A 21,197-nucleotide genomic window follows, 5' to 3' on the forward strand; every position below is an offset into this window, starting at 1 on the left:
ATCTAGCGGCCAGATCGCGGTATCGGCAACCCCAAACTTTCCCGAAGGGTCGTGCCCTCATACGCCGTGCGATACACCCCACGCGCCTGCAGCAACGGTACCACTTCTTCGGTAAACCGCCGGAACTGGCCAGGATGACCAATGTAGATATTGAACCCATCCAGCGCCCGCGCTTCGAACCACTCGGCCATCTTCGCCGCCACGGTTTCGGCCGAACCAACGAAGGCCCCTGGCCGTAACTGACGGCCAAACTCAACAGCCTGACGCAGGCTGAAGGCCTTGTCCCGCGCCTGGTCGGCAATCCGCTTGGCATTCGTGAAAAAGCTGCTCCGTGCGAACGCCAGGCTCTCTTGCGGGAACGGGGCATCCAGGTCGTACTGGCTGAAATCATGCCAGCCGAAGTTGCGCCCGAATTCCTTCAACGCCAGTTCGAAACTGTGGTCGGCCTGATGGTAATGGCGCTCGATCTCACGGGCGTGTGCGTCGTTGTCACCCACGTAGATCTCCGCGCCGGGCAATACCAACAACTGCTCCGGATCGCGGCCCAGGCGTGCGGCGCGGTGCTTGATGTCGCGGTAGAAGGCCTGGCCCTGCTCGATGCTGGCAGCGTGGGTGAACACCACATCAGCCGTGGCGGCCCCGAGCGCTCGGCCTTGTTCGGAATCGCCCGCCTGGAAGATCACCGGCTGCCCTTGGGGCGAGCGCTGGATGTTGAGCGGGCCGACGACCGAGAAATGCTTACCCTTGTGGTTGAGCGCATGCAGCTTGGTCGGGTCGAGGAACCGGCCACTGGCCCGATCACGGGGGAAAGCATCGTCTTCGTACGACTGCCACAGCCCCTGCACGACCTGCACATGCTCCTCGGCACGGGCGTAACGGGTGTCGTAGTCATAATGCTCGTCGAGCCCGTAGTTACCGGCAGTGCCGGCATCGCCGCTGGTGACCACGTTCCACCCCGCACGGCCCTTGCTGATCAGGTCCAGCGAAGCCAGGCGGCGGGCGACGTTGAAGGGCGCGTTGTAAGAAGTGGTAAGGGTACCCACCAGGCCGATATGGCGGGTGCTGACCGCCAGAGCCGAGAGCAGGGTCAACGGTTCCAGCCGATTAAGATAGTGCGAAGGCGAGCCGGGGGTGATGAACTGGCTGTCGACGATGAACATCAGGTCGAACAACGCGGCTTCCGCCTGCCGGGCGATGGCGATGTACCAGTCGATGTTCACGCTGGCGTCGGCGGGCAGTTCGGGGTCGAGCCACAGGTTGTGCCGCCCCGGGCCGCCACTGCCCATGGTCAGGGCACCGAGTTTGATCTGTCGTTTGCTCATGGGGAATTCCTGTTGGAAGGTTCATATCTGAATGTCGCCGCGGTCCTTGCGCAGCGGCCTAGTTATTGGCGAATGCTGCGTTGAACGAGGTATCGAACAGGCTTTGCGCCGGGTATGCCTTGATCAGCCCGAGCCCGGAGAAGAAGTCCACGGTTTTCTGCGCATCGGCGATCACCTGCGGGTCCAGCGGCGCGAGGTCGGTGCGTGCACGGGCGAACCAGGCACGGGCGATGTCCCGATCAGCACGGGTGAGCTTGGCCCACGCGTCGGCGTAGGCCTCGGTATTGGCGGGGGCGCTCAAGGTCCAGTCACGGGCCTTTTTCAGGCGCTGGAGGAAATCGGCGATCTGCGCACGCTTGAGTTCCACCGCCTTGCTGTTGGCGACCACGAAGCTCTGCGCCGGGATTACCCCATCGGCGGTGGCCAGCACCCGAGCGCCTTGCCGCTCCTGCTGAGTGACGTAAGGCTCCCAAGTGGCGATCACATCCACCGAACCACCGTCCAAGGCGTGGGATGCATCCAGCGCACTGAGGTAACGCAGTTCCACGGCATCACGCGGCACGCCGGCCTTGTCCAGGGCACTGAACAGCAATTGCTGGCTCCACGAGCCTTTCCAGATGGCCGCGCGCTTGCCGCGCAGGTCCTGCAGGCTGTGGATCGGCGAATCCTTGCGCGCCAGGATGGCCACGCCTTCGAGGTTCTGCCGGCTGACCGCAATCACCTTGATCGGCGCCCCCAAAGCACCGAGGAACAGGGGCGGCGCGTCGCCCAGCAGGCCAATATCGAGACTGCCGACGTTGAGCGCTTCGGCCACCGGGGAGCCTGCGGTGAACTGCTTCCATTCCAGGGTGTAAGGCAGTTGTTCCAGCACGCCGGCGGCTTCCATCACTGCACGCGCGTTGTAACTCTGGTCACCGACCACCAGGGTCTGGGCGGCGGCGGCAAGGCTGAAAGTGGTGGCCAACACGGTGGCGGCCAGCTGTTTGAAGTAACGCACGTTCGTCTCCAGATACCCGCTTGGGGCATGTGAGGCGATCCGCGCGTGCGGTCTCGTCTGTGGTTGTTTATAGCCCCGAGGTATTAACGGGGTACTTTTTATAATCTAATCGGTGTTGCGCATCCTGTGAAATGCACGTTGGGCATATCCTCATGCCTTTCACTGCGGCAATTTCAAATCAAACGGCCAATCCTGTAAATGCATTATTTGCATATTAGCTTATGTTTATTTTGCATTTTGAGAATAGAAAAAAGGTTTGCTAGGGTTAACTGAAACCTGAGAGCAGAGCCTGAACCATGACCGAACACCTGCGCCCGCAGCGCTTGCGCCACTTCATTGACCAGCTCGCCGCGCTGCTTGACCAACAGCCTGACGAAGCCACCCTGCTCGACGCAGGCCAAGGCCTGCTGGCCGAGCTGGTCGCCCATGACGACTGGCTGCCGGACGACCTCGCCCAGCCCGACCCACAGCGCTATCAGCAATACCTGCTGCACTGCGACTCGCGCCAACGTTTCTCGGTGGTGAGCTTCGTGTGGGGCCCGGGGCAGCAAACACCGATCCACGACCACCGGGTCTGGGGGCTGATCGGCATGCTGCGCGGTGCCGAGCACGCTCAGGGCTTCGTGCGTGACGCCAAGGGCGCTTTGTTGCCAGAGGGCGCCCCCCTACGCCTGGTACCCGGCCAGGTGGAAGCGGTGTCGCCGCGCATCGGCGACATTCATCAGGTGAGCAATGCGTTCGCCGACCAGGTATCGATCAGCATTCACGTCTATGGCGGCAACATCGGCGCCGTCAAGCGCGCGGTGTACGCCTTGGACGGCAGCGAAAAACCGTTTGTCTCCGGCTATTCCAATACCCGCCTGCCAAACATCTGGGACCTGTCCAAAGAGAACCCTGCCCCATGAGCACCGTCACCACCCGCCGTTACCACGACATCCGCCGTGCTTTACTGGCCCAGGAGGAGCTGGCCCTGATCGACGTCCGCGAAGAAGACCCTTTCGCCCAGGGCCATCCGCTGTTTGCGGCCAACATACCCCTGTCGAAGCTGGAGCTGGAAATCTTCGCCCGCGTTCCCCGGCGGGACACCGCCCTCACCGTCTACGATGACGGTGAGGGGCTCGCCGCCGTCGCCGCGCAGCGCTTACTGGTCCTGGGCTACATCAATGTTGCCGTGCTCGATGGCGGCCTCGCCGGCTGGCGCGCTGCGGGCGGCGAGTTGTTTCGCGATGTCAACGTGCCAAGCAAAGCTTTCGGCGAACTGGTGGAAAGCGTGCGCCACACGCCTTCGCTGGCTGCCGAACAGGTCAAGGCGCTGCTTGATGGACAGGCCAATGTGGTGGTCCTCGATGCCCGCCGCTTCGACGAATACCAGACCATGAGCATCCCCGGCGGCATCAGCGTGCCTGGCGCCGAACTGGTGCTGCGCGTGGCCGAACTGGCGCCTGACCCGGCGACCCAGGTGATCGTCAACTGTGCCGGGCGCACCCGTAGCATCATCGGCACCCAGTCGCTGATCAATGCCGGCATTCCCAATCCGGTGGCGGCCCTGCGCAATGGCACCATCGGCTGGACCCTGGCGGGGCAGCAACTGGCTCATGGTCAGGACCGCCGCTTTGCCGAGGTGGGTGCGGGTACCCGCGCCAACGCCGCCGGCCAGGCCCGGGCGGTAGCAGACCGCGCCGGCGTGCTGCGCCTGGACCGCGCCGGGCTGGGCCAGTGGCAGGCCGACACGCAGCGCACCCTCTACCTGTTCGATGTGCGTACGACCGAGGAATACAGCGCCGGCCATCTGCCGGGCAGCCGCTCGGTGCCCGGCGGGCAACTGGTTCAAGAGACCGACCACGTCGCCAGTGTGCGCGGGGCGCGCATCGCGCTGGTGGACGACGATGGCGTGCGCGCCAACATGAGCGCCTCGTGGCTGGCACAGATGGGCTGGCAGGTCGCTGTGGTCGACGGGCTGACTGCAGCGGACTTCAGCGACCGGGGTGAATGGCAACCGCCGCTGCCCGAATTGCCGGATGCCAGCGAAATAACCGTCGAGCAACTGGCCAGCTGGCTGCAGGAAGACGGCACCGTAGTGCTGGACTTCACCGCCAGTGCCAATTACGTCAAGCGCCATATCCCGGGCGCGTACTGGGCGATCCGTGCCCAGCTGGCCGACGCGCTGGAGCGACCGCCCGAGGCCCGCCGTTACGTGTTGACCTGTGGCAGCAGCCTGCTGGCGCGCTTCGCCGCGCGCGACCTGCAGTCGCTGACCCGCACGCCGGTTTACGTGCTCGCAGGAGGCACCGCACGCTGGATCGCCGCCGGTCTTCCATTGGAAGGCGGTGAGGCCCGCCTTGCCGTACCGCGCAGCGATCGCTACCGGCGCCCCTATGAAGGCACAGACAACCCACACGAGGCGATGCAGGGCTACCTGGACTGGGAATTTGGCTTGATTGCGCAGCTTGAGCGCGATGGCACTCATGGTTTCAGGGTGCTTTGAACCGTATCCACGGTGGTATTTGAAACGACGCGCTGGATCGAAAGCGGGCCTGGACGGCCGAGCGCTTTCGAACCAGACGCGTTACAAGGGAAATAACCGTTGCTGGTCGGCCCTCGTCGATACACAACGCTTGATGAATGATGATCAACGGAGCCTGGACCAGATACTCAGTGGTACGTCTGAAACATCACATTAGAAATGCACCTTGATCAATGCACTCAACGCGTTCTGATCGGTCGGAAAACCGTGGCTGTCTTCGATGCCATATTTGTCGGACCAATAGTCCCACTCGATCCCCGCATAGAAACGCGCCGGCGCTTGCCCCATCGCCTTACCGACGTCGTACTTGATCTGGGGGTTGAAGTGGAAACTCTTGGCTACATAGTTCGAGGTACCCTTCGTGCCCACATCATTGACGTACCACTCCAGATAACCGTCGAACAAAATGTCTGAGCGGCCGAGCGGTATCGTCATCGCCCAGGTCGGGTTGATCTGCCACTGTCCAGACGCTTTGCCGGTTATCCCATCGGGCTTGCGGTAGTAAGTGTTCAGTGAAAAACGATCAAAACCAGGCAGGTTCAGGTCAACAGCGGGCCCAAGCAGGTACTTTCGATTGCGCCCTTCTCCGCGCTCATAGGTGGCAGCGATCAACACATCCTTGACGATGCCATAGCTAAGACGGTGGCCACTGATTTTGCCCAGCGACAGTCGCGGTGAAAACTCGCCGTAATAGGTATAGCCATCGTTGCCGGACAAGCCGTTGGACCACTTGTTATCGACGAACAAGAACATGTCGCCCCAGGTCCAGCCACTGGCGTGCTCAAAGGTGATGGTTTGCTGGATATCGTTGCCGGTGCCATCGACTTTATAACCGTGCCCGTAGAGGTAGCTTAGGCTGTTGTTGCTCCACATCAGCGGATTCGCCTGGGCACTGCCAGTGGCCAGCGCGCAGAGTGGGACGACGCTGTGAAGCAGCCAGGAAAGAGCGTTCGGTTTCATTTGCATCCCTTGGGTCGTGATTGTTGGTTTTCGCCAGCAAGGGTATGCAGCAGCGGACGACCTCTCCTCTGGCCCCGGCTCATGCCGAGGCGCCACCCTTGCCGGGGGGAGCGGCGCGAGGCCGCCAGAGCAATGTCCCATGCCAACTTTTGGCACTGACCGCTTCTACTCGAGTTAGCGCAAAGCAGGGCGCGTGCCAACTAATCGGATACACGTAATTTGCTTATTGTGAGCAATCCTCAGGATCAATGAACACCATCCCATCAGAACATTGCGCACTTTATTAGTGCTCAATCGGTACGTTCTGCACCTTCTCAACTCACGCGTCAGTCCAGGCCCCCTCGGAGGCGGGGCGCTACACCGCAAAGTCAGCGGCTTCATGAAATTGGCATGCTTCTGGCTTCTTGTAGCAGCGAGTAGAAGCGGTCAGTGCCAGGCATGGCATGGGGCATTGCTCTTGCGTCCTTCGGGGCGTACATCCGAGCGGATGTTTGAACGAGGCTATGGCAGCCCCGGGCAAGAGAGCAATGTCAGTCGCCAGTTCACGCCCTTTTGCTTCGCGACGCCATTCTCTTCCCACGTTCTCTCCGCCCGGCTCCTTCGCTGTCGCGCTATCCGGCGCACGGTGGTTTTTGAATCGGGGTGAAGAACACATGATGAAAACGCGTTTGGCCTTGGCTCGCCCGCTACGCTCGCTGTTGGCAGCAGCGTTGCTCCCCACCACGCTGACGATCGCTCCGCTGGCGATCGCTGGCGACAAAGTCGTGTTGCTGACCTCTTGGTATGCTCAGGCCGAACAGGGCGGCTTCTACCAGGCACTGGCCGATGGGTTGTACGAAAAGGAAGGCCTGGATGTGTCCATCCGCATGGGGGGACCACAGGTCAATGGCATGCAACTGCTGGTCAGCAAGCAAGCTGATTTCATCGTCAACTATGACCTGCAGATTCTAAAAAGTGTCGAGCAAGGCCTGCCAGTGGTCGCAGTGGCTGCGCCCTTCCAGGGAGACCCGCAAGGGTTGATGACCCACGCGGACGTCAGCGGACTTGATGGGCTTGGCGGCAAGCCTGTGCTGGTGTCCACCTCGGGCCAGCAAACCTGGTGGCCTTGGCTGAAGGGTAAATATCAATTGGCTGACAACCAGGCGCGGCCTTACACCTTCAACCTGCAACCCTTTCTAGCCGACCCGCAAACCACACAACAGGCGTATGCCAGCTCGGAACTGTTCCAGGCGATAAAGGCAGGCGTGACGCCTAACTTTTTCCTCTTCGCAGATGCCGGTTATCCACCCTACGGATCCACCGTGGTCACCCGTCAAGACATCATCGCTCAGCACCCGGAGCGGGTAGCAGGTTTCGTGCGCGCCTCCATGGAGGGTTGGAAGCGCTATCTGGATGACCCCAGCGCCGGCAATGCACTGATCAAGCGCGACAACCCCAACATGACCGATGAACTGCTGGCCTGGGGCGTCTCGACCCTCAAGCAGTACCGCCTGGTCACCGGTGGAGAGGCCGCAACCCAGGGGATCGGCACCATGACTGACAGCCGCTGGCAAGCGACCCGCGACTTCATGGTCGAGGCGGGTCTGCTCGGTCCCGACGCACCTTGGCGCAACGCTTACACCACGCGCTTTGTGCAAGACCTGAAGGTACTCCCTGAGGCCGAGCAGGTCGGCAGCCGCTGAACACCCTAACAAGCTCAACGCTGTGAGGAATCCTGATTATGTTGGTTACCAAACAACCTGTATTACGCCGTTTCTGGTATGCCCTGCTCCCTATGACAGCCCTCGAAGACGGCCCCAAGCCATTCACCCTGCTGGGTGAAGCGCTGGTGTTGTGGAAGCGTCCCGATGGTACCCCGGTGGCAATGCAGGACCGCTGCTGCCACCGCACCGCCAAACTGTCCAAAGGCTTCGTCAGTGCTGAGGGCACTATCGCCTGCGGGTATCACGGCTGGGAATACGACTGCACCGGCACCTGCGTGAAGATCCCGCAGAATCCCACCGGCGCTATTCCTCCGGGTGCCGCGGTGAAGGCTTATCACTGCCAGGAGAAGTACGGCTATGCCTGGGTCAGCCTGGACGCCCCGCTACAACCGATCCCTGAGTTCCCGGAAGACGGCGCCCCTGGTTACCGACGCATCTTCCAGTTTTACGAAGAGTGGAAGACCAGCCCGCTGCGGGTCATGGAGAACTCCTTCGACAACTCGCACTTTTCCTTCGTGCACAAGGCCAATTTCGGCTTGTTCGACCAGCCCCAACCGGCCAGTTACGAATTTCGCGAAACCGATTATGGCTTCGAAGCCGAGACCCGCGTGCCGATCCGCAACCCCGAGGCAAGCTTCCGTATCACCGGTACGACCGAGCCGATCACCCAACGGCACCTGCTCAACCGCTATTACCTGCCCTTCTCTCGGCGCTTTGGCTGCATGTATCCGGACAGCGGCATCCACCACATCATCTACAACTGCGCCACGCCCATCGACGACAACCGACTGATGCTCGTGCAGTGGTTGTATCGCAACGACAGCGAAGACCAATGCTCAACCCAGGAACTGATCGACTGGGACGCGGCGATCACAGCCGAAGACCGCGACATCCTGGAAGCCACCGATCCTGACGCCTGTGTCGACACCCGCCGCAGGGTGGAACTGCACATGCCATCGGACAAGCCTGGGTTGGTTATTCGCCGGCAACTACTGGGTCTGCTTGAAGCCCATGGCGAGAGCGAAGTGTTCCTCAGCCACTGACACTTGCCCAACGCCCCGGTGCGCCGGGGCATTCACCACCGCTCATGACCCACGGGGAGAGCGCTATGTTGATGCAGACCCTATCCAAGGCCGGCGTCCAGCCGCAGGCCCTGCCGAACACCATCGGTGTGGACACCCCTTTGTTCGCCAATCAGGTGGAAAAAACCTACAGCAATGGCACCCATGCCTTGAGCCGCGTGAAACTGGCGATCGAACGCGGCGAGTTCGTCTCGCTCTTGGGCCCGTCGGGGTGTGGCAAAAGCACCCTGCTGAAAATGTTCGCCGGGCTCGAACAGCCCTCCGCCGGCCATGTGCGCTGGTGGGGCAAGGATGCCCCGGGTACGGACCACCACACAGGCACACCGGGGCGCAGTTTGGCCATGGTGTTCCAGGAAGCCACCCTGATGCCATGGGCCAAAGTGCACGACAACGTGCGCTTGCCCCTGGACTTGGCTGGCGCCCCCAAGGCCCAGAGCCAGCCCAAGGTGCAAGCCGCCCTGGAACTGGTGGGGCTGGGCAAGTTCGGCGACGTTTACCCGCGGGAGCTCTCCGGCGGTATGCAGATGCGCGCCTCCATTGCCCGGGCATTGGCCACCGAACCCAATCTGCTGCTGATGGACGAACCCTTCGGCGCCCTGGACGAGTTCACCCGCAACAAGCTCGATAGCGATCTGCGCCAGCTCTGGCTCCAGCGCGACCTGACGGTGGTATTCGTGACCCACAGCATCTTCGAGGCGGTGTACCTGTCTTCGCGGGTGGTCGTGATGGGCGCGCGTCCCGGTCGAGTGATCGCCGATGTAATCATCGACGGCCCACGGGAACGCGACGAGGCATACCGTACTTCGCCGGCGTTCATCGAGCAATGCGCGCACCTGTCCCGACTCCTGGCCCAGGCCAATGGCGACCCTTCCTGAGAGCATCATCATGAGCCGACCCTCTACTCCCTGGCTACGCCACCCTTCTGTACTACGCATCGCTTCACCGCTGCTGGTTGGCGCCTTGCTGCTCGGCGTCTGGCAACTGGCATGCATCGCCTGGAAAGTCCCGGTGTACCTGGTACCGTCACCGGCTGATATCGGCCGCACCCTGGTCGTCGATGGCCCGATGCTGCTGGGGGCACTGTGGATGACCCTGAAGATCACCTTTCTGTCATTCGCCCTCGCCGTGATCATCGGCACGCTGGCGGCGTTCGTGTTCGTGCAGAGCCGCGTCGTGGAGGCCAGTCTGTTTCCCTACGCGATTCTGCTGCAGGTCACGCCGGTGGTGGCCATCGCGCCGCTGATCATCATCTGGTGCAGCGACACGACCTTGGCGTTGGTGATCTGCGCCACGCTGGTGGCGATCTTCCCGATCATCGCCAACACCGTCCTGGGCCTGCGCAGCGTCAACCCTGGCCTGCTCAACCTGTTCCACCTGAACCGTGCCAGCCGCTGGCAAGTGCTGTTGCGCCTGCGCATTCCCAGCGCCTTACCGTGCTTTTTCGCTGGCCTGCGCATCGCCAGCGGCTTGGCATTGATCGGCGCGGTGGTGGCCGAGTTCGTCGCCGGTACGGGCGGCACGGGTGCGGGCCTGGCCTATCAGATACTGCAAGCGGGATTCCAGCTCAACATCCCCCGCCTATTCGCCGCCCTGGTGTTGATCGCCCTGACCGGCGTGGCGCTGTTCAGCCTGATGGCGTTGCTGGCTCGGTTGAGCCTGCGCCACTGGCACGAAAGCGAACTAGGCTGACTTCCATGCAAAACGCCGTACTGCCTATGGAGACGAACATGAAACACAGCAACAGCTGGCTGATCCGTAACGCCAGCGCCATCCTCACTGGCCTGCGCGGCGGCGCCGCGCGCCATGTCGGGCCGGACATCCGTATCACCCAGGGGCGTATCGCCGCCCTGGGCTCGCTGCAACCGTTACCAGGTGAGCAAGTGCTCGATGCCACCGATTGCGTGGTGTATCCAGGCTGGGTGAACACCCATCACCATCTGTTCCAGTCCTTGCTCAAGGGCATTCCCGCTGGCATCGACCAGAGCCTCGGTGCCTGGTTGGGGGCCGTGCCCTATCGCTATCGCGGGCTGTTCGATGAGCACAGTTTTCGCTTGGCCGCACGGGTCGGGCTGGTGGAGCTGGCCCGTTCCGGCTGCAGCACGGTGGCCGACCATCATTACCTGTACTTGCCAGGCATGGCCTTCGACAGCGCACAGATCCTCTTCGAAGAAGCCGAGCGCCTGGGGCTGCGCTTCGTCCTTTGCCGGGGCGGCGCAACCCAGGTACGTCAGGCGGAAGGCCCCGCGACGGCCGGACCTGAGACCCTCACGCAGTACCTGGACGATGTTCAGCGCTTGGTGCAGGTCTACCATGATCCCGCCGATGATGCCTGGCGCCGTGTGGTAATGGCGCCGACCAGCCCGCCCTACTCAATGCCGCCCGAGCACCTGCGGGAGACCGCCCGCACCGCACGCCGCCTGGGCATCCGCCTGCACAGCCATCTGAGCGAAACCGTGGAGTACCAGAACGAAGTCCATGATCGCCACGGCCTCTCGCCCGTGGTGTTCTGCGCGGAGCAGGAATGGCTCGGGCCGGACGTGTGGTTCGCGCACCTGGTCAAACTGAGCGCCGAAGAAATCCAGCTGCTGGGCGCCACCGGCACCGGCATCGCCCACTGCCCACAAAGCAATGGCCGGCTTGGCAGTGGTATCGCAGATATCGTTGCCATGGAGGCTGCAGGCATGTCGGTTTCGATCGGCGTGGATGGTGCTGCCTCCAACGAAGCCTGCGACATGATCAGCGAAACCCACGCCGCCTGGCTGATGCAAAGGGCCAAGGCCGGCGAACGCGCCATGGCCCGCCATGCTGGCGGCGATCTGGAGGGCGGTGCGCATGTCGCCACCGTGGAGGACGTCGTGCGCTGGGGCACGGCAGGTGGCGCCCAGGTGCTAGGCCTGGACGCCATCGGCACGCTGCAGGTCGGCATGGCGGCGGACCTGGCGATCTACCGCCTCGATCAACCCCGCTACTTCGGTCTGCATGATCTGGGCATCGCGCCAGTGGTAGGCGGTGGCCGTCCGACACTGCGGGCATTGCTGGTAGGCGGCCGCCTGAGCGTGGAAAACGATGCGCTTCCTGGCTTGGACCTCGCCGAACTGGGCAGCCAGGCGCGGCAGGCTGTACTTCGCCTGCAACAGGCCGCGGGGGTACGCGCATGAGCTGGACGCCTCTGCAGGTGCGGGTCCTGCGCCTTGAAGCCGACGACGTACTAGGTGTGGAACTGGCGCCGCAAGATCCAGCTCCCCTACCCTTCGACTGGGCACCCGGCGCTCATGTGGACCTGCGCCTGGGCAATGGCGTGGTACGCCAATACTCAGTGGTCAGCCTGCCCGAGGACGGTCATGTATACCTGGGCATCAAGCGCGAAAAAGCCTCCCGCGGCGGCTCGCAATGGCTGCACGAGCACCTGCGGCTGGGTGCCCGGGTGGAGGTGGGCCTGCCGCGCAACTTCTTTAACCTGCAACCTGGCACAGGACAGGTCGTCTTGGTGGCCGCAGGCATAGGAATCACGCCACTGCTCGCCATGTACCGGCAATGCCAAGCGCAAGGTCGATCGGTGCGCTTGCTGTTTTTCACCCGCGATGCCAAACAGGTGCCCTTTGGCCAGTACCTCGATGCGGATACCGAGGTTCATGCAGGCTTGCGCGCCCCGATGATCGCCGGGTACCTGGAGGAACACCTGCCGGCCTGGGACGGCAGCGCAAGCCTCTATTGCTGTGGCCCTGCAGGTTTCATGGATTGTGTTGAGCACGTCGCGCTGGCAAGCGGCTGGCCAACCACGGCGCTTCATCGCGAACATTTCCAGGCCGCAGAGCCCACCTTGCACGTCGAGCGTCACTGCACGCTGGTGCTACAGCGCAGTCGTCTCCAGGTCGAGGTGCAACCGGGCGAAAGTTTGGTACAAGCAGCATCGCGGGCTGGCGTGGAGCTACCCGTGTCATGTGGGATGGGTATCTGCGGCGCCTGTGTCAGCCGGGTCATCGAGGGGCAGCTTGATCACCGCGACGAGTACCTCAGCGATGCCCAGCGCAACAGCGGAGAATGGATAACGCCCTGCGTATCGGGCTGCCACAGCGCCCGGTTGGTGCTGGACGTTTGACCATCGCCCGCAGCTGCCCGACGGCCAACGGCTGACGGTAGCTGCGCACGCAAAACCGCTGACGCAGTCAATGGCCAAGGCGAGCGGCTCGCAGCCAGGACTTGATCCTGACCCGGTAAAGCTCCGTCTTGTGCCCAGGATTCTCTAGGGCCACCATAGGCGATCTTCAATAGATCATTGGCTAATGCATGACACTGGAAAATTACCAGGCAATCGCTGAAAGCATTGCCCTGCTGCTGTACCCCCACGCGGAAGTCGTCATTCATGAGATACGCGGCCAGACAATCGTTCATATCGCCAATAATTTCTCACATCGCAAGCTCGGCGATGATTCAGCACTCGGTTCAGAACTGGGTGACCTTTTGAAGGGTACCAACCTTGGTCCCTACGAGAAGCTCAACTGGAACGGTCAGAAGGTCCGCTCGATCAGTGCTGTGCTGCACAATTCGCAAGGCGAAGCCGAGTATCTGATGTGCATCAATCTGAACGTGTCGGTGCTGGAACAGGCGCGTGTGGCATTGGATGCGTTCTTCCAGATGAGTCGGCTGGAGCCGCAACCGGATGCGTTGTTCCGCAACGATTGGCAGGAGCGCATCAACACCTTCCTGCAAGCGTGGCTGCAAGCGCATAACCTGTCGCTGCAGACCTTGAAGATGAAAGACAAACGCAACCTTGTCCTGGCCTTGCATGCCGAGGGTGCATTCGAGGGGCGCAGCGGCGCCGATTACGTTGCCAACGTCCTCAGCATGGGGCGGGCCACCGTGTACAAATACCTGAAGGAAGTCAGGGCCTAGGCGGTATTGCCTGGCTGTAGGCACACGCTCTTGCTGTTGGTGGAATATTATTCTATGGTGGACAAATTATCCATACGCCTGCAAGGACCCGTCATGCCAGCCACCCCGTCCGTTGATGCCCAGTTCCTTGATACATTGCACCAAAACATTCAGGACGCCCATGCGGCGCTCCGCCCGGCCGTCAGCATTACCCCGCTCTTGCACAGCGCTCGTTTGTCGGCACTGACCGGCTGTGAAGTGCTGCTCAAATGCGAACACCTGCAGCACACCGGTTCATTCAAGTTTCGCGGTGCCAGCAACAAGATGCGCCTGCTGCCGGCCGAGGCGCGCAAGCAGGGGGTGATAGCCGCCTCATCCGGTAACCACGGGCAGGCCCTGGCCCTGGCCGGCAAGATGGCGGGCGTGCCAGTGAAGGTCTACACCACCACGGGCGCATCGGCATACAAAACAGAGGCAATGCGCGCGCTGGGCGCCGAAGTGGTCTGCCTGCCCACCGACCCGCTGAGTGCAGAGCTGGAAGCCGCCAGGCAAGCCAAGGCCCAGGGCGTACCTTTCGTGTCACCTTACAACGACCTGCAAGTCATTGCCGGCCAGGGCACCATAGGCGTGGAGTTGTTCGAGCAGGCGCCAGACCTGGACGCGGTGTTCGTCGCCGTGGGCGGTGGCGGGATGATTTCCGGTATCGGCGCCGCCCTGCGCGTCCTCAAGCCGGGCACTGAGATCATCGGCTGCTGGCCGGCGAATGACCCAACCCTGCAGCAATCACTCAAGGCCGGTGAAATCATCGAATTGGATGCCTGCGAAACGCTGTCGGACGGCACGGCTGGCGGCGTCGAGCCAGGCTCCATCACCTTCCCGCTTTGCCAGGCGCTGCTCACCGATACCGTGCTGGTCAGCGAGGACGAAATCCGCTGCGCCATGCGCGACATCGCCAGCAGTGAGCGCTGGATCATCGAAGGCGCTGCAGCGGTTGCGGTCGCCGGCATGCAGAAGCTCGCCGAACGCTATCAGGGCAAGCGTGTCGCGGTGATCCTGTGTGGCCGTAACATCCTGCTGGAGAAGTTCCTCGAGGCCGTTCAATGAGGGTCTTCAGCAAGGCGCAGATCATCGCTCGCTTCAACCCCGAGCTCGCGGTCAGCCAACTGGAGGAAGGCTTCATCGCCTACTCCGAAGGCAAGGTGCAGGTGCCGCCCGTGCAGGGCTTCGCATTCAAGGGCGCGAACGGTGACTGTTGCGTGAAGTCGGCCTACATCGAAGGCAGCCCGACCTTCACCGTCAAGCTTTCGACAGGCTTCTACGACAACCCGTCCAAGGGCCTGCCGAGCAATGATGGCTTGATGCTTGTGTTGTCTGCACACACCGGTCAGCCGCTGGCACTGCTGCAGGACCAAGGCTGGCTGACTGCCATGCGCACCGCATTGGCCGGGCGTATCGCCGCCCGGCTGCTGGCGCCGGCCCAGGTCAAGGCCATTGGCATCCTCGGCACCGGCATGCAGGCGCAGATGCAGCTTGAGCAGCTTCGCGCTGTTACTGATTGTCGCCAGGTGATTGTCTGGGGTCGGCATGAACGCGGGCTTGCGGCCTATACGGCATTTGCCCGCGAGCTGGGCTTCGCAGTGCACAGCACGCAGGATGCTGCCGAGGTTGCGGGCGCGGCAAACCTGATCGTCTGCACCACGCCTTCTCGCCAGGCGCTGTTGCACAGCGATTGGGTCCAGCCGGGCACGCATATCACCGCCGTCGGTGCCGATGCGCCCGGCAAGCAGGAACTGGACCCGGCACTGGTGGCAAGAGCAGACCGTATCATCGTCGACGCCATCGCGCAGTGCAGCCAGTACGGCGAAGTGGCCCATGCCCTCGGCAGTGGCCAGATCGACGCTCACCAGCTGATCGAGCTGGGTACGCTGCTGGCTGGCCGTGCCAAGGGGCGTGAGCACGACAGCCAGATTACCTTGGCGGACCTGACCGGTGTGGCAGTGCAGGATGCACAAGTCGCAAGCTACGCCCTGGCAGCCCTGTGCACCTGAGGCGACAACAGCGTCAGCGCAAACGTTGCACCTGCGCTGGCGTGCGCTGCATCAGCACCTTGCCATTGCGTACCGATACCAACGCGTGCCCCTGGCTGCGCACCATCTCGTAATCATCCGGCGCCGACAGCAGCAACAGGTTCGCCGGCCGACCCACCTCGATGCCATAGCGCTCGCCCAGGTTCAGTGTGCGGGCGCTGTTGTCGGTAATCAGGTCCAGGCAGCGCTGCAGGTCTTCATAGCCGAGCATGTGACAGATGTGCAGGCCGGCTTCGAGAATGCGCAGGATATTGCCATTGCCCAGTGGGTACCACGGGTCGACGATGGAGTCCTGGCCGAAGCACACGTTCATGCCGGCGCGGTCGATCTCGGCTACGCGGGTCACGCCACGACGCTTCGGATAGTTGTCGAAGCGCCCTTGCAGGTGAATGCTCTCGGTCGGGCACGACACGAAGTTGATGCCCGACAGCTTGAGCAGGCGGAACAGCTTGTAGCAATACGCATTGTCATACGAGCCCATGGCCACGGTGTGGCTGGCCGTGACCCGGGCCCCCATGCCGCGTACCCGCGCTTCTTCGGCCAACACTTCTAGGAAGCGTGATTGCGGGTCGTCGGTCTCGTCGCAGTGCACGTCCACCAGGCAGCCGGTGCGCTCGGCCAGGTCCATCAGGAACTTCACCGACGATACCCCCTGGTCGCGGGTATTTTCGAAATGCGGAATGCCGCCGACGACGTCGGCGCCAATCGCCACGGCTTCAGTCATCAGCGCCCGGCCGTTGGCGTACGACTCGATGCCCTCCTGCGGGAAGGCGACAATCTGCAGGTCGATCAGCTCCCGCACTTCGTCACGCACCTCGACCATGGCCTTGAGCGCGGTGAGTTTCGGATCGGTCACATCGACATGGGTGCGCACATGCTGGATACCGTGGTCCACCAGCATGCCGATGGTTTTTTTCGCACGGGTCTTGATGTCGTCGTGGGTGGTGATTTCCTTGCGCTCCGACCAGCGCTCGATGCCTTCGAACAACGTGCCGCTCATGTTCCACTTCGGCTCACCTGCGGTCAGCGTGGCATCTAGGTGAATGTGCGGCTCGACAAAGGGCGCGACCACCAGGTTTTGCCCGGCGTCCAGGTCATTGCCCGTAGCGGGCGCCACGACGTCGGTCTGGGGCACGATGGCGGCAATGCGCTCGCCGTTCAGTTCGACGCGGAACAGGCCAGGCTTGCCGCGCAGGCGTGCGTTGATGATGTTCATGCTGTTACTCCTTGCCGTGGGCTTCGCTCATGCGCCATACCAGCATGGCGACCGAAGCATTCATGCGAAAAAGCGGGTCGTCCAGCGACTGCCCGCTCAGTTGTTCGATGCGCTGGATGCGCTGATTGATCGTGTTGCGGTGCAGCCCCAGACGCTGTGCGGCCTTGAGCCCGTTGCCATTTTCCATGAGCAAGGCGTCGAGGGTATGCACCAAAGCATGGGCGTGTTTGCGCCCAGGGGCGATCAGCGGGCCGAGGGTGCGGCTGACGAAATCGTCAACCAGCGAGCGGTCGACAATACCTTGCAGTAGGCGCAACACGCCGAGCTCGCTGAAGTTGCAATAACCGTTGGCCGGGCGCAGATGCTGCGCCACATCCAGCGCCTGGCGTGCCTCGTTGAGGGCCTGGCGGTAGTGCGCGCAATCGTCAGCGAGGCTCGACAGGCCCATGTAGAGGCCCAGTTCACCTGTCGCGGCTTGCAGCTGCCGGTACAGCGCGCCCAAGGTCTCGGGTAAGTCGTGTGTATCGGCCAGCAGCACCACGAACAGGTCGCCCGGCAACTGCGCCGTCACACTGCCGGGCCGCTGGCGGCACCAGGCTTCGAGCTGGTCTTCCAGGGCCTGCCGGGTGGCTTGCCAGGTACGCTCGCCGTGGGCCAGCCCTTGGCGCTCGAACAAGGCGTCCACGCCCGTCAGGCGCAACGCCAGCAGGCGCCGCGGTTTATCCAGGGCCAGTTGCAGGTGTGCTGCCCGCTGCCGGGCAATCGCCAGGCTTGGGTAGTCGCCTGTGAGCAGTTGCCCAAGGATGTCGTTACGCGAGCGGCGCGCCTGGCTCATCTGTACCAGTGCAGTGCCGATCAGGTGGGTGACCACCACCATCTTCAGTGCGTAGGGCTGTTCGATCAGCGGCAAGCCCAGCTGCTCGGCGCGCGCGACAACGGGCGCCGGGATGCTCTGGATGAAACTGCCGCCGGTGAGAATCACCATGCCGGCAATGCCCACGGCGTCGCCATCCTCCACCAGGCTCAGCAGGTTGGCTTCGCCGCGCGGGTGATTGATGCCGGTGACGAATACCAGTTCACCGCCCATCACCCATTCGGCGATACCCTCGTTCTCCGCCACGTAAGGCCAGCGTACCCGCCGCTGCAGGTTGCGCGCGCCGGCCCGCACCTGCATTTCGTGCAGACCGGGCAAATGCAGGAGCTCGTCCAGCGCCAGGCTCACGGCTCGACGCCCGCCTGGCCGGGCGCGCGGCGGCGTGCGCCCAGCTCTAGAATGACGATGTAGCACACTGCCGAGGCGGCGATGCCCACCAGCGGCGCGACCCACGGTGAGGCATAGGCCAGTACTGCGCCCACGGCATAGGCAAACAGCCCGGTGAGGTTGTAGCGTGGCAGGTGTGCCGTACCCAGTGCCGGGTATTTGCCGCGGTGGCGGTACCAGAAATCAGCCATGATCACCCCACCCACCGGCGGAATGATCGACCCCAGCAGCACCAGGAACGGGATCAGCATTTCGTACATGCCACCCATCGCCAGCACAATGCCAACCCCGGCCGCCACCAGCGTTGCCGTGCGCCGGCGCTCGCTGCGCAACAAGTGGCAGGCGGCGGCCGACACGTTGTAGATGGTCGGACCCTGAATGGTCCACAGGTTCAGGCACAGCATCACCACGGCCGCGAACGACAGGCCCTGCAGCATCATCACGTCGACGATATCGGCTTGCTGATAAACCATCGCGCACCACGCCCCGGCCACCACCATCAGGCCGTTGCCAAGGAGGAATGCCACCACGCTGGCGATCACCGCTACCCGGCCACTGCGTGCCAGCCGTGTCCAGTTGGTGGCTTGGGTGGCGCCACTGGCGAAGGTGCCGAAGACCATGGTCACTGCCGCCGAAAAGGTCATGGTTTCATGCGGGACGACTGCAGCCAGGCCGGCAAAGCCACCGGCATCGCGGGTGGCGATGTACATGGACACCAACAGCAGCACGAACATCAATGGCACCGACACCCGCGACAACAGGTCCAGCCCTTTGAAACCGATAATGGCCGTAATGCTGAAGCCCAGCCCGAACAGCACCATCAACGGCATGCCGAAACCATCCGCCAGCCCCAGCAGCTTGACCAGCACGATGGCCACCGTGGCCGTACCCCAGGCATACCAGCCCAGTTCGGCAAAACCCAGCAGAAAGTCCGAGAGCCGGCTCCCCGCTTCACCAAAACAGAAGCGCCCCATCAACACGGTATTCAGCCCGCTGCGTGAGGCGATGAAGGCCAGCACTGCGGCATACAAGGCAAGCAAACTGTTGCCGAGGGTCGCCACCCACAGCATGTCGACAAAACTGAATGCCATGCCCAGCTTGCCGCCGGCGAACATCGTGCCGGTAAAGAAGGTGAAGCTGAACAAGACCATCGCGATCGGCAGCAGGCCCTTGCGGGCGGACTGGGGGGCTTCGCTGAGTGGAAATTCGCTGGGTGAGCTCATTGCACGGGGCTCCGGGTGTGTAGTTGGGAGCGGAAAGAGCAATATGCGGGCCGCTTTTTCCTGCGCCGCCACCCGGAAGAAATCGGGCTGCTCGCCCAGAAATCCATATGCACTGTGCACATTAAAGCTGCGATCTGACGATCTGAAGTGTGCGGGACGACTTATTTTGAGGCGCTCATGCACCAAAGCGGGCCTGGGCTGGGTAGTAATCACCCAGCCCACGGCGGTTTACACGGTCCCGTCCAACCCCATTTGCCAGAAATCAGCCTCCAGGCTGGAGGCCTGGCCAAAAATCCCTGCCAGTTCGGCGAACCGCTGCTCGGTCATGCTGCGCGCCGCCAGTTCATCGAGGTGCTTGCGCGCTGCTGCGGCCACCCCTTGGTAGCCCTCCCCGGCATACTCGCCAATCCACTCGCGGTAGGGGTGATTGCTCAAGTCGCCAATGCGCTCGGCCAGGGTCCGGCCGATTTCGGCATAGCCGATCACGCAAGGTGCCAGTGCCACGTGCAGCTCCAGCAGGTCGCCGGCTGCGCCGCAGTCCAGCACATAACGGGTGTATGCCACCGTGGCCTGATGCTCTGGCGCGGCCTCGATGTCTGCCTGGGTCAAGCCCCAGCGCGCGCACAGGCGCACGTGCAGCTCGGTTTCATCCAGGATCGCCGACAGCCCGGCCTGCGCCGCGCGAATGTCGGCCGGGCGGCGGCTCTTGTAGGCAGCCAACGCCCAGGCGCGGGCGAACTGGATCAGGAACAGGTAATCCTGCACAAGGTAGGTCCGGAACGCTTCCTCGCTCAGCGTGCCCTCGCCCATCTGACGCACGAAGTCATGGTCTACGTAGCGGTTCCATTGTGGCGAGGCAGCGGCCTTGAGGCGCTCGAAGATATCCATGCTCATTTGCCCTCCGGGTACACTGCATCGAAGAAAGCCAGCTCCAGCGCCACGGTGCGCTGGTAGAAGTCACTTGCCAATGCGGCCTCCTGCGGGCCGACGCGGTCCAGTTCGGCCTGCAGGAAAGCGACGAATGCCTGGAATGCCGGGTTGTCATGCAGGGTAATCCACTCGGCATGGACGAAGTTGTCCGGCATCGGTTTCGGCGCCTTGAGCGCCCAGTCCAGGTACAGGCCTTCGGCAACGTTCAGCACCGCCAGTGCCGCTGCGTAGGAACGGGTGGCTGCCGCTTCGCGCATGATCGCCTTGAAACCTGCGGTAGGCGCGGTATCGGCCGGTTCACTGCGTTGCGCCGGGCTGACACCCAAGGCCTCGAAGGCACGCAGGAAGTAGGTGTTCTCGTCACTGCAGATCATCCCGGCAAAGCGGCCGAAGCGCAGGCGGGCTTCAAACGTGTCAGCGGTGGCGATGGCCGCGCCTAGCAGGGTCACGAAGCTGTCGAGGAAACGGTGGTCCTGGACCAGGTAGTCGACCATGATCGGGTCCGGCAGGCTGCCGTCGCACAATCGGGTCACGAAACGGTGGCCAACGGCCGCCGACCAGGTCGGCTCGCTCTGGCGGCGCAGGGACTGGCTGAAACGTTCGGTCATGTTGCTGTCCTTGATGAGGGTGACAGCGAGACCTTGAAAGTTGGCATGGACTGGCCTCGCAGTGAGGCCGGCAAAAAGGCAGGTTACAAGCCCCATCCCTTCGCCGGCATGATCCGGATCAGGTTCGAAGGGTCACCGCGCTGCAGCGTTCAGCGGTTTCTCAGCCCATTGCCGGGCTCCCCTTGGTGGCGCTCAGGTATACCCGAGGGCGCCGCGCCTGTCACTACCCAAACGGTGGGCAATGGTGACCCGCTAATGGGTATCTGTCCCCATTCTTGACGCGCCATCTTTTAGTGCACGCCAGACACTGCAAGGTTTTGTATGTCAAAGCATTACTGAAATATCTGTTGGCATAGCTGTTGCTGATGGCCATTTAACGGGCAAAACGCCATTGATGGCTTAAGGCCCTAAG

General features: G+C 62.7%; 19 protein-coding genes and 1 riboswitch. Of the genes, 11 read left to right on the top strand and 8 right to left on the bottom strand.

The window, feature by feature from the left end; all coding sequences use genetic code 11:
* Nucleotides 1-2: 2 nt before the first annotated feature.
* Nucleotides 3-1,322 carry an LLM class flavin-dependent oxidoreductase gene (locus KW568_RS14870; protein ID WP_004576252.1) on the bottom strand — a complete coding sequence of 440 codons (1,320 nt, stop codon included), beginning with the start codon at nucleotides 1,320-1,322 and terminating at the stop codon, nucleotides 3-5.
* A gap of 58 nt (nucleotides 1,323-1,380) precedes the next feature.
* Entirely contained in the window at nucleotides 1,381-2,319 is a 939-nt protein-coding gene (locus KW568_RS14875; RefSeq protein WP_004374412.1) for an ABC transporter substrate-binding protein, read from the bottom strand.
* A gap of 296 nt (nucleotides 2,320-2,615) precedes the next feature.
* On the opposite strand from KW568_RS14875, the gene KW568_RS14880 reads away from it, so the two are divergent.
* Both KW568_RS14880 and KW568_RS14885 read left to right on the top strand, forming a co-directional pair.
* Nucleotides 2,616-3,224, top strand: a complete 609-nt coding sequence (locus KW568_RS14880; protein WP_004374411.1) for a cysteine dioxygenase — start codon at nucleotides 2,616-2,618, stop codon at nucleotides 3,222-3,224.
* Complete coding sequence (locus KW568_RS14885) at nucleotides 3,221-4,804, top strand: rhodanese-related sulfurtransferase (RefSeq protein ID WP_004576253.1); 1,584 nt, start codon at nucleotides 3,221-3,223, stop codon at nucleotides 4,802-4,804. Before KW568_RS14880 ends, KW568_RS14885 begins: the two co-directional genes overlap by 4 nt.
* A 192-nt stretch (nucleotides 4,805-4,996) precedes the next feature.
* On the opposite strand, the gene KW568_RS14890 is transcribed toward KW568_RS14885, so the two are convergent.
* On the bottom strand, nucleotides 4,997-5,803 hold the full coding sequence (locus KW568_RS14890) for a membrane protein (protein ID WP_019751605.1): 807 nt from the start codon (nucleotides 5,801-5,803) through the stop codon (nucleotides 4,997-4,999).
* Nucleotides 5,804-6,459: 656 nt separating this feature from the next.
* Here KW568_RS14890 and KW568_RS14895 point away from each other — a divergent pair.
* From KW568_RS14895 to KW568_RS14935, 9 genes are all read left to right on the top strand, one after another.
* Nucleotides 6,460-7,485, top strand: a complete 1,026-nt coding sequence (locus tag KW568_RS14895; protein WP_004576255.1) for an ABC transporter substrate-binding protein — start codon at nucleotides 6,460-6,462, stop codon at nucleotides 7,483-7,485.
* Between the two features lie 38 nt (nucleotides 7,486-7,523).
* Nucleotides 7,524-8,549, top strand: a complete 1,026-nt coding sequence (locus KW568_RS14900) for an aromatic ring-hydroxylating dioxygenase subunit alpha (RefSeq protein WP_004374403.1) — start codon at nucleotides 7,524-7,526, stop codon at nucleotides 8,547-8,549.
* A 65-nt stretch (nucleotides 8,550-8,614) separates the two neighbouring features.
* The gene (locus tag KW568_RS14905; protein WP_004374401.1) at nucleotides 8,615-9,463 is read left to right on the top strand and encodes an ABC transporter ATP-binding protein; all 849 of its coding nucleotides are present in this window, start codon (nucleotides 8,615-8,617) and stop codon (nucleotides 9,461-9,463) included.
* A gap of 85 nt (nucleotides 9,464-9,548) precedes the next feature.
* Nucleotides 9,549-10,277, top strand: coding sequence for an ABC transporter permease (locus tag KW568_RS14910; protein WP_004374399.1), 729 nt, complete (start codon nucleotides 9,549-9,551; stop codon nucleotides 10,275-10,277).
* Nucleotides 10,278-10,315: 38 nt separating this feature from the next.
* The gene (locus KW568_RS14915; RefSeq protein ID WP_004576256.1) at nucleotides 10,316-11,746 is read left to right on the top strand and encodes an amidohydrolase family protein; all 1,431 of its coding nucleotides are present in this window, start codon (nucleotides 10,316-10,318) and stop codon (nucleotides 11,744-11,746) included.
* Complete coding sequence (locus KW568_RS14920; protein ID WP_004576257.1) at nucleotides 11,743-12,687, top strand: PDR/VanB family oxidoreductase; 945 nt, start codon at nucleotides 11,743-11,745, stop codon at nucleotides 12,685-12,687. Before KW568_RS14915 ends, KW568_RS14920 begins: the two co-directional genes overlap by 4 nt.
* A 188-nt stretch (nucleotides 12,688-12,875) precedes the next feature.
* A complete protein-coding gene (locus tag KW568_RS14925) occupies nucleotides 12,876-13,481 on the top strand; it encodes a transcriptional regulator (protein ID WP_004374393.1) in 606 nt (201 codons plus the stop codon).
* A 93-nt stretch (nucleotides 13,482-13,574) separates the two neighbouring features.
* On the top strand, nucleotides 13,575-14,564 hold the full coding sequence (locus tag KW568_RS14930; RefSeq protein ID WP_004576258.1) for a threonine/serine dehydratase: 990 nt from the start codon (nucleotides 13,575-13,577) through the stop codon (nucleotides 14,562-14,564).
* Nucleotides 14,561-15,508 (top strand): ornithine cyclodeaminase family protein, encoded by a 948-nt coding sequence (locus KW568_RS14935; RefSeq protein ID WP_004576259.1) that lies wholly within the window; start codon nucleotides 14,561-14,563, stop codon nucleotides 15,506-15,508. Before KW568_RS14930 ends, KW568_RS14935 begins: the two co-directional genes overlap by 4 nt.
* 13 nt (nucleotides 15,509-15,521) lie before the next feature.
* Here the strand turns inward: KW568_RS14935 and codA are convergent, their stop codons facing one another.
* From codA to KW568_RS14960, 5 genes are all read right to left on the bottom strand, one after another.
* Entirely contained in the window at nucleotides 15,522-16,763 is a 1,242-nt protein-coding gene (codA, locus tag KW568_RS14940; protein WP_004374387.1) for a cytosine deaminase, read from the bottom strand.
* Between the two features lie 4 nt (nucleotides 16,764-16,767).
* Nucleotides 16,768-17,985 (bottom strand): PucR family transcriptional regulator, encoded by a 1,218-nt coding sequence (locus KW568_RS14945; protein WP_004576260.1) that lies wholly within the window; start codon nucleotides 17,983-17,985, stop codon nucleotides 16,768-16,770.
* On the bottom strand, nucleotides 17,982-19,247 hold the full coding sequence (codB, locus tag KW568_RS14950) for a cytosine permease (protein WP_004576261.1): 1,266 nt from the start codon (nucleotides 19,245-19,247) through the stop codon (nucleotides 17,982-17,984). Before codB ends, KW568_RS14945 begins: the two co-directional genes overlap by 4 nt.
* Nucleotides 19,248-19,475: 228 nt before the next feature.
* Nucleotides 19,476-20,141 (bottom strand): thiaminase II, encoded by a 666-nt coding sequence (tenA, locus tag KW568_RS14955; RefSeq protein ID WP_033726651.1) that lies wholly within the window; start codon nucleotides 20,139-20,141, stop codon nucleotides 19,476-19,478.
* The gene (locus KW568_RS14960) at nucleotides 20,138-20,785 is read right to left on the bottom strand and encodes a TenA family protein (protein ID WP_004374380.1); all 648 of its coding nucleotides are present in this window, start codon (nucleotides 20,783-20,785) and stop codon (nucleotides 20,138-20,140) included. Before KW568_RS14960 ends, tenA begins: the two co-directional genes overlap by 4 nt.
* A 78-nt stretch (nucleotides 20,786-20,863) precedes the next feature.
* Nucleotides 20,864-20,978: riboswitch (TPP riboswitch) on the bottom strand.
* Between the last annotated feature and the right edge of the window lie 219 nt (nucleotides 20,979-21,197).

This window comes from Pseudomonas sp. HD6515, assembly GCF_024971855.1.
In the GTDB taxonomy this organism is placed as follows: domain Bacteria; phylum Pseudomonadota; class Gammaproteobacteria; order Pseudomonadales; family Pseudomonadaceae; genus Aquipseudomonas; species Aquipseudomonas alloputida.

What these genes read in the sequence shown, in the direction of transcription:
- codA (WP_004374387.1), bottom strand. Translation starts at nt 16,763, where the DNA reads ATGAACATCATCAACGCACGCCTGCGCGGCAAGCCTGGCCTGTTCCGC.
- KW568_RS14915 (WP_004576256.1), top strand. Translation starts at nt 10,316, where the DNA reads ATGAAACACAGCAACAGCTGGCTGATCCGTAACGCCAGCGCCATCCTC.
- KW568_RS14960 (WP_004374380.1), bottom strand. Translation starts at nt 20,785, where the DNA reads ATGACCGAACGTTTCAGCCAGTCCCTGCGCCGCCAGAGCGAGCCGACC.
- KW568_RS14895 (WP_004576255.1), top strand. Translation starts at nt 6,460, where the DNA reads ATGAAAACGCGTTTGGCCTTGGCTCGCCCGCTACGCTCGCTGTTGGCA.
- KW568_RS14925 (WP_004374393.1), top strand. Translation starts at nt 12,876, where the DNA reads ATGACACTGGAAAATTACCAGGCAATCGCTGAAAGCATTGCCCTGCTG.
- KW568_RS14900 (WP_004374403.1), top strand. Translation starts at nt 7,524, where the DNA reads ATGTTGGTTACCAAACAACCTGTATTACGCCGTTTCTGGTATGCCCTG.
- KW568_RS14920 (WP_004576257.1), top strand. Translation starts at nt 11,743, where the DNA reads ATGAGCTGGACGCCTCTGCAGGTGCGGGTCCTGCGCCTTGAAGCCGAC.
- KW568_RS14885 (WP_004576253.1), top strand. Translation starts at nt 3,221, where the DNA reads ATGAGCACCGTCACCACCCGCCGTTACCACGACATCCGCCGTGCTTTA.
- codB (WP_004576261.1), bottom strand. Translation starts at nt 19,247, where the DNA reads ATGAGCTCACCCAGCGAATTTCCACTCAGCGAAGCCCCCCAGTCCGCC.
- KW568_RS14935 (WP_004576259.1), top strand. Translation starts at nt 14,561, where the DNA reads ATGAGGGTCTTCAGCAAGGCGCAGATCATCGCTCGCTTCAACCCCGAG.
- KW568_RS14890 (WP_019751605.1), bottom strand. Translation starts at nt 5,803, where the DNA reads ATGAAACCGAACGCTCTTTCCTGGCTGCTTCACAGCGTCGTCCCACTC.
- KW568_RS14870 (WP_004576252.1), bottom strand. Translation starts at nt 1,322, where the DNA reads ATGAGCAAACGACAGATCAAACTCGGTGCCCTGACCATGGGCAGTGGC.
- KW568_RS14905 (WP_004374401.1), top strand. Translation starts at nt 8,615, where the DNA reads ATGTTGATGCAGACCCTATCCAAGGCCGGCGTCCAGCCGCAGGCCCTG.
- KW568_RS14930 (WP_004576258.1), top strand. Translation starts at nt 13,575, where the DNA reads ATGCCAGCCACCCCGTCCGTTGATGCCCAGTTCCTTGATACATTGCAC.
- KW568_RS14880 (WP_004374411.1), top strand. Translation starts at nt 2,616, where the DNA reads ATGACCGAACACCTGCGCCCGCAGCGCTTGCGCCACTTCATTGACCAG.
- tenA (WP_033726651.1), bottom strand. Translation starts at nt 20,141, where the DNA reads ATGAGCATGGATATCTTCGAGCGCCTCAAGGCCGCTGCCTCGCCACAA.